This is a genomic window from Rhodococcus sp. 105337 (genome assembly GCF_012844225.1).
In the GTDB taxonomy this organism is placed as follows: domain Bacteria; phylum Actinomycetota; class Actinomycetes; order Mycobacteriales; family Mycobacteriaceae; genus Rhodococcus.
The window spans coordinates 131,284-145,595 of the sequence record NZ_JABAGQ010000013.1 but is presented as its reverse complement, the minus strand read 5'-3'; the positions used below and the strand labels follow the sequence as shown (position 1 = coordinate 145,595).

Genomic DNA, 14,312 nt, shown 5'->3' with positions numbered 1-14,312 from the left:
TTTGAGACAATCAACCAAGTCGCATACGCGGCCTGAACCGCTCAACCCCACGAGTCAACTGAAGTGGGGGCAGTCCCATCAGTTCGACACCGGTCCAGGAAAGACCGAGCCGCCGGAGGCGGTCGTCAAAACTTTATGGCCGAGCGGATGCGCGGGCTTCGTTCAAAACCAGCGTCGACGAAGGGTACTCAGCCGGCGCGTAAACCGAGTCGCGGTGTCTAGGCTCCTCCCATGAGCAAACCCAGCGTGTTCGTCACCGGCGCCGCATCCGGAATCGGCCGGGCCACCGCACTGCAGTTCGCGCGACACGGCTACCGCGTCGGCGCCTTCGACGTCGACGCATCGGGGCTGCACAGCCTCGCCGACGCGCAGCCCGACATCGTCACAGGCATTCTCGACGTCACCGACGCCGACGCCTGGGCCCGTGCCCTGTCGGAGTTCTGCCCGGACGGTCGGCTCGACATCCTCGTCAACAACGCCGGCATCCTCTCGTCCGGGCCGTTCGAGGACACCCCCGCCGAACGGCACCGCCGGATCGTCGACGTGAACGTCACGGGCGCAATCCTCGGCTGCCACACTGCGTTCGAATACTTGCGCCGCACGCCGGGCGCGCAGGTGGTCAACCTCTGTTCGGCGTCGGCGATCTACGGGCAACGTGACCTCGCCACGTACAGCGCGACGAAGTTCGCGGTACGCGGCCTGACGGAAGCTCTCGAACTCGAATGGAGCCGGTACGACATCCGGGTGTTCGCGTTGTGGCCGCTGTTCGTCGACACCGCGATGACGCACGACATGAACGTCGGTGCCGTCCGCACGCTGGGCATCCACCTCACTCCCGACGATGTCGCCGCCGAGATCTACGAGGCAACCCGCCCGGGGCGTACTTGGGGGCGGGTGCACCGGGCGGTGGGATGGCAGGCGCGAGTGCTCGCTGCGGTCGCGCAGTGCTCACCGGCAAGGCTAAATCGACTGGCCAACCAGTGGGTGACACGCCGCTGACAACCGGCTCACGGCAGGGCGGGAATTACTGCGGAGAGTTCTCGGAAAAGCGCGACTCACGTGTGCCCGGGTCGCTGCGCTCCGGCAAGGTTGGCGGCCAACTGTTCTCGCGTCTGGTCTTCGTGTGCGAGCCACGCCGGTCGGCCGGGACCGCTGCGCCACGACTCGCTGAGCGGGCTGTTGTCGACGGTGTCGAACCCGAAGTCGTCGTACAACCTGGTGACCAATTCGACGGCACCGGGGAAGTCGCCCGAGACCGAGAGCGCGTGACGGTCAGGGCTACCCGCCGGCTTCGCAGACGTGAGGAGGCGGGGCGCTTGGATGTGAATGAACGCCTTGGCCACCTTCGAAAGCGGTAGCTGCTCCTGCCGAAGTTCGTGCGCCGCCTTCTCGCCCGAATCGACGGTGGGAAAGTGGCCGTCGCGACAGGGCATGTAATTGTTGGTGTCGAGCACGATCTCGTCCCGGCGTCACTCGAGCACAGCTTTCTCCTGATCAGCCCGGGACCCAACTGCGGGTTAGGCACGTACCGTGGCGCTGAGCCAGCCAGGGCGTCATGAAACATGAGCCGGTGACGGAGTCCGCGATCGGCTGCCACGCACCTACATCAATCATGGTGGCGATCAGACCACCGAATGGTCCGATTGATTGAAGGTGGTCCGCATGCCCTGTGGACATCGTCATTGTAGTAACTTTCCGCTAAGTTAAGCGCCGGGGCGCGTCGAACGCACCGGCGCCGAACCTTCAACGACGACGCCGCAGACTGGATATCGAAGTTGCCGAGCTCCCCAAGGTCGCGACCATACCTGGTGCCCCACCGATGCGCACCGCGGCGACCCGACACTCTCAACGAACAGGAGCGAACGTGGCCCAAGCTGGAGAAACTCCCGACGGCGTCAAGGACATCATCCGAGGATGGGCGCATGTACGCCCCGAACTCGACGTCTCCGCCTTGGAGGTGTTCGGTCGTCTGCACCGTAGCTACCTGTTGTACCGCCAGGAGATCAATGCCGGATTCGAAGCATTCGGTATCCACGAGGCAGGTTTCGACGTGCTCGCTGCCCTTCGGCGGTCGGAACCCGACCACCGATGCACCGCCGGTGAGCTTGCCAGACAGACTCTCGTCACGACTGGCGGCCTCACCCTCCGGGTCAATCGCCTCGAGGCAGCAGGGCTGGTCACGCGCGTGCGGGATGCCGACGACGCTCGCGTTGTCTACGTTGCCCTGACCGAAGCCGGTCGCAAACTCGTGGACGAGATCGCAGATGCTCACTTCACAAAGTTGCAGAGGATGCTGGCACCCCTGGACGCGGACACGAGAGCCCGTCTCGCAGATCTCCTCTCCGAACTCGAAGACTCCCTTCAAGTCGCGACCGATCCGGGCGATATTTGAATCCGGACTGCAGCGTGTCGGGGTGAATCGTCGCAGAACACCCCCTGACCACGGGTGATGCCCGGGGGGCCAAGGGTCGGGCTGAGGGACTTGCGGCGACCGCGCTGGGTAACCAACACGTAAAAGAGTAGGCAAAACACCGTCGACCCCTTGCCTCTTAGCCCTAAGCAAAGTAGGAATCTTTCCAACAAGCATTTTGGCGCTCAGGAGTTTCTCGCTCAGAGTTCTCCGCCCTCGAATTGGAGAGACCCGATGACGAAGTTCCGCCTTGGCATCACCGCCTTCGCAGCCTGCAGCGCATTGCTTCTCAGTGCGTGCTCCACCAGCGGAGCCCCAGCAGGCACCGCCGATGGTGAGCTCGAGAAAACCGACTTGACCGTCGGCGTCCTCCCTCTCGCCGATTACGCGGCGGTCTACTGGGCGGAGGAAAAAGGATTGTTCGAGGCAGAAGGACTGAAGGTTACCCTCGAGCCCATCCAGGGCGGTCCGATCGGTATCCAGAAGGTCGCCACCGGTGAACTCGACTTCGCGATCTCGAACTCGATTTCCGCTTCGATCATGCAGGCACAGGGCGCGCCGGTCACCAACGTCACGCACACCTCGTCGCTCGGGCTGGGTAGTGGCATCGTTTTCGTCAATCCGAACTCACCCATCGACACGATCGATGATCTTCACGGCAAGACGTTAGGTACCAACACGACTCGCAACATCGGCGACGTCACCTTCAACAATCTGGTGAGGAGCCTGGGCAAGGACATCGAGCCCTCCTTCATCGAGGTACCCTTTCCCGAGATGATCCCGGGCGTCCAGGCAGGATCGATCGATGCCGGGTACGCGCCAGAACCGTTCGCTTCCGCCGCGAAGAACGCCGGGATGCGCGTCATCGCCGACGTTACGTCCGGCCCCAACGAACACCTCGCCGCGTCAACGTTCGTCGCCGGCGACAAGTTTGTTTCCGAAAACCCCGATACCACCGCTGCATTCGCCCGCGCGATCTATGCCGCAGGCGCCGAGATGTCCGAGGACGAAAAAGGGTTCAGGAGTTGGCTCCCCGCCGTCACACGGGTCTCCGACGACGTCGCCGAGACGATGGTCCTGCCCGACTTCCGGTCCACGCCCGATCTCGACGGCCTCGAGCACGTCGCGAGCATGCTGAAGGAACAGGGGCTTGTCCCGGACGACTACGACATCGTCGAACACACCTACATCCTCCCCGACTCTTCGGAGGACTGATCCCAGATGAAGCTGCTCAACGAACCACTCGACCGCAGCAAACAATTCACCTACGGAGTCATCGGCACCGTGGGGTTGTGTGTCCTCGCTGAGCTCGTACTCCGAAGTGGGGTGACGGACAAGGCGGGGCTTCCTATCCCCTCCAACGTGCTGAGCGGAGTCGGAGCTCTCTTCGGCGACACAAACTTCTGGATCGCAGTATCTTTCACGCTCCAGGAGTGGCTGCTGGGTGTGGTGATGGCAACGGTTGTCGGCGTTCTCCTGGGCAGCATGATGGGGGCCTTCGGCACCGTCTTCCGGGCGTTCGAATTCCCCGTTGAGGTCTTCCGCGTACTGCCCTCCGTCGCAGTGGGTCCGATCCTCGTGCTGCTGTTCGGCGCAGGTATGTTTCCGCTCTCCGTAACGGTCGCCCTGGCCTGCGTCTGGCCGGTTCTGCTCAATACTCTGTACGGGGTGCGTGGCGCGGATGCCACAGCTGTACAGACCGCACGGACACTGGGGCTGACCCAGCTGGGCATCCTGTTCCGGATCAAGATTCCCAGCGCGCTTCCTTTTGCCTTCACCGGAATACGGGTCGCGGCCTCCATCGGTTTGATCGTCGCGGTGAGCGCCGAACTGCTCATCGGCAACGGTGAGGGAATCGGCGGATTCATCCTGGTGAACAGCGCCAATGCCACCAATCTCGACATCGTTTATGCCGCAACACTTGTCGCGGGTGTGCTCGGTGTGCTCGTCAGCGGCGCCCTCGCCCTCGTCGACAACCGACTCTTTGCTTGGAAGAAGGGGCTGGCACAGTGACAGTCACGAAAGCATCTGACGTGGTGATCAACGACCTTCACGACAACGACCTACCGATAGAGGTGCGCCTTTCGCCGGTGACCAGCGCACCTCGACGCGCTTCCCAGGTAGCGACTCGTCTTGCCGGGCGAGCAGGAATTCGTATCATCGTCCCGGTCCTTCTCCTCGCCGCGTGGTATGGATTGTCCGAGTCGGAGATCGGCTCGCTTTTCGTCGCCAATCCCTTCGACGCCTTCACGCGGGTGTTCACCGATTTCTTGAGCACCGACGCCGGGCACCTGTTCCTCGGCGACGCCACCATCGAGCACCTGTTTCCCAGCGTCTACCGAGCGCTGGCGGGCCTGGCACTCGCCGTGACGATCGGTGTCGGCCTGGGTATCGCACTCGGTATCAATCCCGTGCTCACAGCACTTTTCGCGCCGCTCATCCATCTCGGGCGCTCACTCCCCTCACCCGCCCTCCTCGGAGTGTTCTTCTTGCTCTTCGGCACGGGTGACAGCCCGAAGATCTTTCTGATCGCATTCTCGGTGGTGTGGCCGATCCTCTTCAACACCATCGACGGTGTTCAGTCCATCGGCACCGGTCGTACGCAAGCAGCGGCAATCTTCAAGATCTCCCGATGGGATGTCCTCACCAAGATCGTGCTTCCCGGCGCAGCCCCCAAAATTTTCGCCGGGGTGCGCACCGCCATGTCGCTTTCTCTCATCATCATGATCATCTCCGAACTGCAGAAGGCGGAGAACGGACTGGGTTACCAACTTGTGATGACCCAGCGCAATTTCGACTACACCGGGTTCTGGTCCGTGCTCATCGTGCTCGCTGCCCTCGGTGTCTTCATGAATCTCGTATTCGTGGCCGTCGAACGACGTGCCTTGGCCTGGCATCGAGGAGTGACCGAACAAAATGACTAGCACCGAACTCAACCGAACTGCGTCCGCCGAACTCGCTCTCGTCGGAGTATCGAAGACCTACGGCACCAACCTCGCGGTCCGGTCGATCACCGCCGACGTACCGGCCGGCAAGGTCAGTGTCATCGTCGGGCCCTCCGGTTGCGGCAAGTCGACCCTATTGCGCATCATCAGCGGATTGGATGTCCCGTCCGACGGCACGGTGACCTTCAACGGGGAATACGTCGACGGAGTGCCGGACGGACTGGCAATGGTGTTCCAGGACTACTCGCGCTCCCTCTTCCCGTGGATGCACGTCGACAAGAACATCGCATTCCCCCTCAAGCATCTGCCCGCCGCCGAACGCAAAGTTCGCGTGCAGGAGGCGATCGATGCCGTCGGTCTCTCCGGTAAAGAGAAGCTCTACCCCTGGCAGATGTCCGGTGGCATGCAGCAACGCGTCGCGATCGCCCGTGCTCTCGCGTGCCATCCCACATTGCTGCTGATGGATGAGCCGTACGCATCGGTGGATGCACAGACCCGAGCCGACCTCGAAGACCTGCTGCTCTCGATCCAGGCAAAGCTCGGGGTCACAGTTCTCGTGGTCACGCACGACATCGACGAAAGCGTCTACCTGGCAGACCACATCATCGTGTTGTCCAAGCCGCCGAGCGTCGTCGCGGAAACCATCGAAGTGGACCTCCCCCGCCCGCGCGACCAGATCGAAACCAAGGAAGATCCGCGCTTCGTCGAGATCAGGGCACACGTGACCCGCCTGCTCCGCCGAGCCGAGGAAGTCTGATGCGAATGCAGATGGCGGGCGCCGGCTTGATCGCCCAGAACCAGTCCGGGATGCCGCCGTTCGTTCTGCACCAGCCGTCCGACCTCGCGACCGCCAGGCAACTCGTCGCCCGCCATCCCGAGTCGACCCTCGCCGCTGGATGCAGCGACCTGTTCGCCCGAATCCGTGAGGGTGAGCGCATCGAACGTTTGATCTCGTTGCAGCAGGTGGATGAATTGCGGCGGATCAGCATGAACACCGACGGGGTCCTGAAGATCGGCTCTACTGTCAGCCACCACCAGGGATCGTCGAATCCTACGGTGATCCAAGCAATCCCGAATTTCGCTACCGCGTGGTCTTCGATTGCCACGATCCGGATCCGGTACACCGGCACCATCGGTGGAAACCTCATGGCCGGACGGACACGGTACGAGATGCACCTCATGTTGAGTGCGCTCGACGCTCGGCGTGTATGCGACCCAACCGGACGACTCCTCGAGGTAGTAGAGATCGACACTTCCGACCTCGTGTGGTTCGGATACGAGCGTTCGATGCGGCCCACCGCGACCGTCGCTCTCGCGGTACGGCGCGTGGCCGGTGGACTGGCCGTGCGGGCGGTCGCCGGATCCGAATACCGGTCCGGTTACGTCCTCCACACCCTGGTCGACGACCTCGCCATGATCGATGCGTTTGCTACCGGGCAACTGCTCGCCGAACAGCTTCCGGACGAGTGCGCCGACTACACCGGATCCGCCGAGTATCGGCGTCACTTGGTGTCCGTGCTGGTGCGCAGGCTTCTGGAGAATGTGACGAAACGAAGGAACACGTGATGACCGAACTCGACGAAGGTGAGACGAGCGCAACCCTCGACTTCACACTCAACGGTGAGAAGCGCTCCGTCGCGGTGGCGTCGAACATGACGCTGTTGGGCGTGCTTCGCAATGACTTCGACTGCCACGGTGTGCGTGCGTCGTGCGAGCGCGGCGTGTGCGGAGCCTGCACGGTCCTCGTCGATGACGTACCGGTCGCATCGTGTTCGACATTCGCCTTCGCCGTCGACGGCAAGGTGGTCGAGACCGTCGAAGGCCTCGCAGCCCCTGACGGCACTTTGTCACCACAGCAGCAGGCTTTTGCGGAGTGTGGCGGATGCCAGTGTGGTTACTGCACATCCGGCATGCTGATGGTCGCCACCGGTTTGCTCCGACATGAACCGAAGCCGGATCGCGGGATCATCCGAGAGTGGATCTCGTCCAATACGTGTCGTTGCACCGGATACGAGATGATCCTCGAGTCCGTGGAACGCGCTGCCGAACTCACTGCCCGCGGTTGTGGCCGAGGGGAGGAGGCATGACCTCCATCGAATCCTTCGAGCACGTTGTCGATCCGGACTCGATCGGCGGTTACCGGGTTCGGTCTCTTCCCACCGTCCCGGCCGCGCACGAGTTGATCGGCCGGGACCGCCCCCGCATGGATGCTCGCGCCAAAGTCACCGGCAAAGCCGTTTTCGGCGCCGACCTCGTCCGTCCGGGCATGTTGCACGCCAAGGTACTGCGAAGCCCCCATGCACACGCCAGGATTCTTACCATCGACGCGTCGGCGGCACGAGCATTGCCGGGTGTCCGGGCCGTTCTGACCCGGACGGAGGCGGCCGACCTCCAGCCGTACGGCACGATGGTCAAGGATCAGCCGACCGTCGCCATGGACGCAGTACGCTACGTCGGTGACATCGTGGCCGCGGTCGCCGCCGACGACGAACGCACCGCGTTTGCTGCCCTCGATCTCATCGAGGTGGAGTACGAGCCACTACCGGCTGTGTTCGACGTCCACGAGGCATTGGACGAATCCGCTCCGGTGATTCACCCGGAGGTACCGTTCGGGGCTCTCCCCGTCTACGGCGACGGGGCATCCGCATCCCTCCGCCCTTCACGCAATGTCCCTTACGAATTCTGCTACCGCACCGGCGATCCTGATGTCTGGGACGAGTGCGACCACATCTTCGAAGACACTTTCCACTACTCGCGGATGAACCACATGCATCTCGAACCGTTCGTCACGATCGCCGAGGCCAACGCCGAAGAGATCGAAGTGTGGACCAGCACCCAGTCGCCCTTCAACCTGCGGAAGGAACTCGCCCGGATCTTCACCATTCCGGAGAATCGGGTCCGCGTGCACGTCCCGTTTATCGGAGGTGGATTCGGTGCCAAGAACGGGCCGAAGGCCGATCCTGTCGCAATCCGGTTGTCGCAATTGTGTGGCGGGCGGGCGGTGCGATTCGCGATGACGACCGAAGAGGTGTTTTTCACGGTGTCTCAGCACGCCGCGACGCTTACGGTGCGCTCCGGAGTGAAAGCAGACGGCACCTTCGTCGCCCGGAAATCGCTGGTCCTGCTCAACGGCGGTGCCCACACGGAGCACAGTCCACTCGTCGCGGAGAAGGCCGGCTACCGGATGCCCGGCGCTTACCGTTGGAAGCACATCGACTCGGTGTGTCAGGTGGTCACCACCAACACCGTTCCTGCCGGCGCGATGCGCGGCTTCGGCGGCACGCAGGCGACATGGGCCAGCGAACGACAGGTCGATCTCATAGCCGAACGCCTTGGCATCGATCCGTACGAACTTCGACTCAAGAATGTCAAAATGCTGGGTGAGGAGTTCGTACCCGGCGAGTCGCACATCGATTCCGATCTTGCCGCGGGATTGCGCCTCGTCGCGGGAGCTGTCGGCTACCACGAACGCGACCGGTCTCCCCGGACCGGTACAAAGCGACGTGGAATGGGTGTCGCCGTCGGCGTCAAGGACGGCGGCGGCGTCAACAAGCCCGCGACGGCGCGCGTCAAGGTCACCACTCGCGGCGACGTGCTGCTCAACTGTGCGCTCACCGAGATGGGGCAGGGTGGCCATTCCGCCTTGTGCCAGATCGTGGCGGAGGTTCTCGGTACCGACCCACTGCGCGTCCACTATACGAAAATCGATACCGACACCGCGCCGTTCGATCAGGGCACCAATGCCTCGTCCGGTATCGCGGTGATGGGCCAGGCCGTGGAGGACGCGGCAAGAAGACTCCGCGATCAAGTACTCGCCTGGGCGGGTGAGCACCTCGATATCGATCCCGGTACTGCATTCCTGAAGGACTGGGCCGTCCATACCCCGGACGGGGAAGTACACCCACTCGCACCTGCAATTGTTGCGGTGTTCGGGGGCACCGGCTTCGAGTTCTCTTCAGAAGGCTTCTTCAAGGCACGCAATTCCCATCGCGCCCCGTTGGAAGCTCAGTGCGTGTTCTGGGAGATCGGTTGGGCCGCTGCAGAGGTCGAGGTCGACACCGAAACCGGCAGGGTCGACGTACTACAACTCGTGGTCAGTGGTGACGCCGGAAAGATCGTGAACAAGATCGGATGCCGGGGTCAGGACGAGGGAGCCGCGGTGTTCGGTCTCGCTCAGGCGATGTTCGAGGAGATGCGCTACAGCGACACCGGGGAGTTCCTCAACGCCGAGGCACTCCTCTACCGGGTGCCACTGGCCGAGGACATTCCCGAGCGATTCGTCTCCATCACTCAGGAACAAGGCCACGGCGCTGGGCCGTTCGGGGCCAAGGGCATGGGAGAAGGTGGCATGCTTCCGGTTGCTCCCGCGATCGCGCAGGCGATCGCCGACGCGTGCGGAGCACAGCTGACCGCTCTCCCGATGACTCCGGCACGGGTGCACGCCGCGATCGTCGAGGCAGGACGGAAATGATCCGGACGATGATGCCGGTGCGCCCGGGACAGGCACCCGGGACCAACACCGGCCGAATGAAGGTCGCCGTGATGGGCTACGGGACGATCGGAAGGATCGTCGCACAACGCCTTGCCGAAGGGGCCGTTGCCGGCGCCGAACTGGTGGCCGTCACCAGCCGGTCACCCGTCGTGGATGCTCCGGCACTCGTGATGGACCTCGACGACGCGCTGCAATCCGCCGAGGTCGTGGTGGAATGCGCAGGTAGAGATGCATTGCGCGCGAACGCGGAACGGATTCTGGATTCGGGGTGCGACCTCATCGTCTCGTCGGTGGGTGCCCTGTACGACGCCGAACTCGCGTCGATGCTGGAACGACCCCATCCCGGGACGCTCGTATGCACGAACGGGGCGATCGGCGGCCTCGACGTGCTGGCTGCCGCGGCCGACGCAGCACCGTTCGACTCCGTTCTCGTGCGGTCCACCAAGAGCCCCGGCGCTATGATCCAACCGTGGATGGGCGACGCTGAGGTGGCGCGCATCGTCCACACGGACGGACCGGTACTGGTCTTCTCCGGCACACCCGCCGACGCCGCCAGACTGTTCCCGGCGTCGCTCAACGTCGCAGCTGCAGTCGCTTTCGCGGTGGGTGGCCGGCGCGCCGGCACCAACGTGACCGTCGAGTTGTACGCCGACCCCGCGGCGACGCTGACTCGGCACGAAGTGGAAGCCGCGGGCCCGGTAGGGCGCTATTCCATACGGATCGAGAATCTGCCGTCAGAGGGCAACCCCCGGACGAGCGCAGTGGTGCCCTACTCGATTCTCCGCACACTCGCTGCTCGTACTCGCCGCCCCAACCTGATTGGCTGAGAACGGGTTCCATGACGTCTTCGGCCGGATCTCTTTACCGCGATTTAACCGTATTACCTTGACGGAAAATATCTTTTAGCTCAGACTCTTGGTAGTGAACTACAGGGAGGGAAGAGCAGCGAACCTCTCGGCAGTGCAGCTTCCGACAAGAACGGATTACCGACCATGAATGCACCGACACATACTCCCGTCACGACCTCCGGTCGTCCGGGCACCTTCGCTGCCGACACCATCGACGAGATCTTCGTGGCAGGACAGTGGACCCGAGGGACCGGTCAACTGATCGAGTCGGTCGATCCCGCGACCGGCGAAATCTTCGCCACCTTGCACGCCGCGACCGCCGACGATGTCGACCTCGCCGTCGACGCAGGACATCGCGCAATTCGTGAATCCGGCTGGGCGAACGCCCTTCCGCATGAGCGAGCACTCATCCTGCATCGCATCGGAGATGAGATCGACAACGAGATCGGCCGGATCTCCCGCCTGCAGACCATCGACACCGGCAAGACACTCGCCGAAACCGCCGCACTCGCACGCAGCGCCGCCGGCACGTTCCGCTATATGGCTGCCGCACTCGAAACCATGGAGGATGCCATCACACCCTCCCGCGGCTCTTACCTGACCTTCGCAACCCACGAACCCATCGGCGTCATCGCCGCAATCACGCCGTGGAACTCCCCCATCGCATCCGACGCACAGAAGATCGCCCCGGCACTCGCAGCCGGCAACGCTGTGATCGCGAAACCCCCCGTATGGGCGCCCTGGGTGACACTGTTGCTGGCACGCATCTGTGAACGTGCCGGTCTACCCGCCGGTGTGATGTCCGTCCTTCCCGGAGCGGGCCATACCGTCGGCGCCGCTCTCGCTCGCCATCCGCGAGTCGGCAGGCTTTCGTTTACCGGCGGCACTACCACCGGACGAGCACTCGCTCACGTTGCCGCCGAAAAATTGATGCCGGTCACCCTCGAACTCGGCGGAAAATCTCCCACCATCGTTTTCGACGACGCCGATATCGACCAGGCGATCGCGGGGATCCTGTTCGGCGTTTTCTCATCCTCCGGGCAGAGCTGCATCGCCGGCTCCCGAGTATTCGTGCAGCGCAACAAGTATGATGTGTTCATCGAACGGCTCGTGGCCGCCACCCGAACACTACGTGTCGGGCCGGGGACCGAAGCCGACACGCAGGTCGCACCGCTGATCAACTTCTCCCACCGCGACAGCGTCGCCGAAGTGGTCGAGAAAGCAGTCGCCGACGGAGCACAGGTGTTGTGTGGTGGTGCAATTCCCGATGATCCCCGACTGGCCCGCGGTGCCTACTACTTGCCGACCGTCCTCACGGGAGTCGAGAACACCTCGACCATTTGCCAAGAGGAGGTCTTCGGACCGGTTGCCGTCGTCCTTCCTTTCGATGACGAGGCCGACCTGGTCGAACAAGCCAATGACACTGTGTTCGGACTCGCCTGCGGCATCTGGACCGCAGACTACCGGCGCGCCTGGCGGGTCGCCAAGGCGGTGCAGGCCGGGACCGTTTGGATCAATACCTACAAGCAATTCTCCATATCGACGCCGTTCAGCGGACTCAAGGACAGCGGCATCGGAACCGAGAAGGGCCGCGACGGAATCCGCTCGTACATGAACCAGAAGAGCATCTACCTCGATCTCTCCGGTCGTGCTCTTCCGTGGGCCGCGCCGAAGAGCGAGTAAAGGAAGGAACTGCTGTGAACGCACATCCTTACAGCCCGGCTTTCGAAAAAGCGGGTTTCGGATTCGTCTCGGGCGCACTGTCCATCGACACCGACGGTGTTGCCGTGGAGGGACGACGGGAGGCGCTTCAGGCTGCGGTCGACCGATTGAGCGAGCGTCTCGCCACGGTCCACATGACGCTCGAAGACGTCGTCAAGACCACCTATTTCGTCACCGACGTCTCCCTGCGCGACGAAGCGAACGCCCACTACGAGACCGTTTTCTCCGAGCCTCGCCCCGCGCGGTCCTTCGTCCAGGTCGCGGCGCTGCCCTACGGAGCGACCGTTGAGATCGAAGCGATCGCGCACAAGAACACCGCTGCCTGACCTGAAACTCTCCACGAAAGGTGAAATTCCATGACTACCACTGAATCTTCGAACCAGGTAACCGATCTCGACGAGCTGATCGACTCGTGCATCGCCACGGCTTCGTCCCGTTACGAGGATTGGAACACCTTGGCCTTCCAGGCAGAGAAGGGCGGCGAAGAGTTCCGTCGCGCGCAGATCCGCTACATCGGATCCGGTGCCACAGGAAACCACGAAGGCGATTCGCGCACCATCAAGGCCGACCACTTCACCTTCTCGAACATGCGCCTGCCCGTCGGTGCCATCGGTCCCGAGCACACCCACCACGACGTCGAAGAGGTCTTCTTCGTACTGGAGGGAAATCTCGAGGTCGCCGTTCACGACGTGGAAGACGGCACCAAGACAGCGAAGCGGACACTCGGTTACCGCGACCTGATCCGCGTTCCCGCCGGAGTGCCTCGCAGCCTGAAGAACGTCGGCGACACCGACGCTCTCTTCTGCGTCATCATCGGCACCGCGAAGCCGCAGCTCCCGACCTACCCGCCGAGCTCGCCGATGCACGGTATCACTCGCTGAGACCGGCGGCGGGCTATCGAAGGACGGAGAACCTGATGTCCGAGAACAGAATTCTGCGGGTCCACCAGAAGACCTACGAAGCCGAAGGAGTCACGAGTGTCACGCTGGTCGACCCGACCGGCAACGACCTACCGAGCTGGGAACCGGGCGCACACATCGCCCTGCACCTGCCGAACGGGCTTCTCCGGGAGTACTCCTTGTGCTCCGATCCATCGGACCGGGGACGTTGGACGGTCGCCGTCCTCCGTAAGCCCGACTCCCGCGGCGGGAGTGTCGCCGTCCACGACGCACTTCCCGTGGGCGCGACACTCCAGGTGGACGTCCCGCGCAATGCCTTCGGATTGGACGAGCGCGCCGAGCATCACGTTCTCGTCGCCGGCGGTATCGGCATCACTCCGATCCTTGCGATGACCCGCCGCCTCCAGCAGCAAAACAAAGAGTGGCACCTGCTCTACACTGGCCGGTCGCGTACCACCATGGCGTACCTCGAGGAGATCGCCGGTTTTCCCGTGGATCGGGTCACCATTCACGCCGACGACGAGGCGAACGGATCGTTTCCCGACCTTGGTGCACTGATGGCGTCTCATCCGGCCACCGCGACCGTGTACTGCTGCGGACCGGAGCCGTTGATGAATGCGTGCGCAGAAGCGTTGGACGACCCGGCGCGACTTCGGATCGAGCGTTTCAAGGCTCCCGAGCAGCCAGTGAACCCGGACGGCGACGACACCGCATTCGATGTGGTCATTTCCTCGAACGGGCAGCGCATCACCGTCGATGCGAATACCTCCGTTCTCGATGCACTCATGTCGGCCGGCCTCCCCGTGCCTTCATCGTGCACCGAGGGCATTTGCGGAAGCTGTGAAATCGGCGTTGTCAAAGGCGACGTCGACCATCGGGACTTCGTGCTCAGTCCCGACGAACACGCATCCGGAACGACCATGCTTCCGTGCGTTTCACGATGCCGATCGACAGAACTCGTCATCGACCTCTAGACACGCTCCACCACCGGAAAGA

15 protein-coding genes are annotated in these 14,312 nt (G+C 63.1%); 14 read left to right on the top strand and 1 reads right to left on the bottom strand.

Features of this window, described 5'->3' with window-relative positions:
- Positions 1–231: 231 nt before the first annotated feature.
- Positions 232–999 (top strand): SDR family oxidoreductase, encoded by a 768-nt coding sequence (locus HF886_RS18535; protein WP_169653118.1) that lies wholly within the window; start codon positions 232–234, stop codon positions 997–999.
- Positions 1,000–1,055: 56 nt separating this feature from the next.
- Here HF886_RS18535 and HF886_RS18530 read toward each other — a convergent pair whose 3' ends face one another.
- Positions 1,056–1,454 carry a hypothetical protein gene (locus HF886_RS18530; protein WP_206038915.1) on the bottom strand — a complete coding sequence of 133 codons (399 nt, stop codon included), beginning with the start codon at positions 1,452–1,454 and terminating at the stop codon, positions 1,056–1,058.
- Positions 1,455–1,864: 410 nt separating this feature from the next.
- Between HF886_RS18530 and HF886_RS18525 the strand changes: the two genes are divergently transcribed.
- The 13 genes from HF886_RS18525 to HF886_RS18465 all read left to right on the top strand — a co-directional run bounded on the left by HF886_RS18525 (position 1,865) and on the right by HF886_RS18465 (position 14,290).
- The gene (locus HF886_RS18525) at positions 1,865–2,392 is read left to right on the top strand and encodes a MarR family transcriptional regulator (RefSeq protein WP_346765408.1); all 528 of its coding nucleotides are present in this window, start codon (positions 1,865–1,867) and stop codon (positions 2,390–2,392) included.
- 150 nt (positions 2,393–2,542) lie between these two features.
- Positions 2,543–3,625, top strand: coding sequence for an ABC transporter substrate-binding protein (locus HF886_RS18520; protein WP_240955211.1), 1,083 nt, complete (start codon positions 2,543–2,545; stop codon positions 3,623–3,625).
- 6 nt (positions 3,626–3,631) lie between these two features.
- A complete protein-coding gene (locus tag HF886_RS18515) occupies positions 3,632–4,423 on the top strand; it encodes an ABC transporter permease (RefSeq protein WP_169653116.1) in 792 nt (263 codons plus the stop codon).
- Positions 4,424–4,605: 182 nt separating this feature from the next.
- Entirely contained in the window at positions 4,606–5,334 is a 729-nt protein-coding gene (locus HF886_RS18510) for an ABC transporter permease (protein ID WP_240955210.1), read from the top strand.
- Complete coding sequence (locus HF886_RS18505) at positions 5,327–6,112, top strand: ABC transporter ATP-binding protein (RefSeq protein WP_169653115.1); 786 nt, start codon at positions 5,327–5,329, stop codon at positions 6,110–6,112. The genes HF886_RS18510 and HF886_RS18505 overlap by 8 nt, the downstream gene beginning before the upstream one ends.
- On the top strand, positions 6,112–6,921 hold the full coding sequence (locus HF886_RS18500) for an FAD binding domain-containing protein (RefSeq protein ID WP_169653114.1): 810 nt from the start codon (positions 6,112–6,114) through the stop codon (positions 6,919–6,921). Before HF886_RS18505 ends, HF886_RS18500 begins: the two co-directional genes overlap by 1 nt.
- The gene (locus tag HF886_RS18495) at positions 6,921–7,442 is read left to right on the top strand and encodes a (2Fe-2S)-binding protein (protein ID WP_169653113.1); all 522 of its coding nucleotides are present in this window, start codon (positions 6,921–6,923) and stop codon (positions 7,440–7,442) included. Before HF886_RS18500 ends, HF886_RS18495 begins: the two co-directional genes overlap by 1 nt.
- Complete coding sequence (locus HF886_RS18490) at positions 7,439–9,826, top strand: xanthine dehydrogenase family protein molybdopterin-binding subunit (RefSeq protein WP_169653112.1); 2,388 nt, start codon at positions 7,439–7,441, stop codon at positions 9,824–9,826. The genes HF886_RS18495 and HF886_RS18490 overlap by 4 nt, the downstream gene beginning before the upstream one ends.
- An 8-nt stretch (positions 9,827–9,834) precedes the next feature.
- Positions 9,835–10,674, top strand: coding sequence for an aspartate dehydrogenase domain-containing protein (locus HF886_RS18485; RefSeq protein WP_240955209.1), 840 nt, complete (start codon positions 9,835–9,837; stop codon positions 10,672–10,674).
- A 165-nt stretch (positions 10,675–10,839) separates the two neighbouring features.
- On the top strand, positions 10,840–12,378 hold the full coding sequence (locus HF886_RS21170; protein WP_169653110.1) for an aldehyde dehydrogenase: 1,539 nt from the start codon (positions 10,840–10,842) through the stop codon (positions 12,376–12,378).
- A gap of 14 nt (positions 12,379–12,392) precedes the next feature.
- The gene (locus HF886_RS21165) at positions 12,393–12,743 is read left to right on the top strand and encodes a RidA family protein (protein WP_169653109.1); all 351 of its coding nucleotides are present in this window, start codon (positions 12,393–12,395) and stop codon (positions 12,741–12,743) included.
- Between the two features lie 30 nt (positions 12,744–12,773).
- Positions 12,774–13,298, top strand: coding sequence for a cupin domain-containing protein (locus HF886_RS18470; RefSeq protein WP_169653108.1), 525 nt, complete (start codon positions 12,774–12,776; stop codon positions 13,296–13,298).
- 35 nt (positions 13,299–13,333) lie between these two features.
- Positions 13,334–14,290 (top strand): PDR/VanB family oxidoreductase, encoded by a 957-nt coding sequence (locus tag HF886_RS18465; RefSeq protein ID WP_169653107.1) that lies wholly within the window; start codon positions 13,334–13,336, stop codon positions 14,288–14,290.
- Positions 14,291–14,312: the final 22 nt, after the last annotated feature.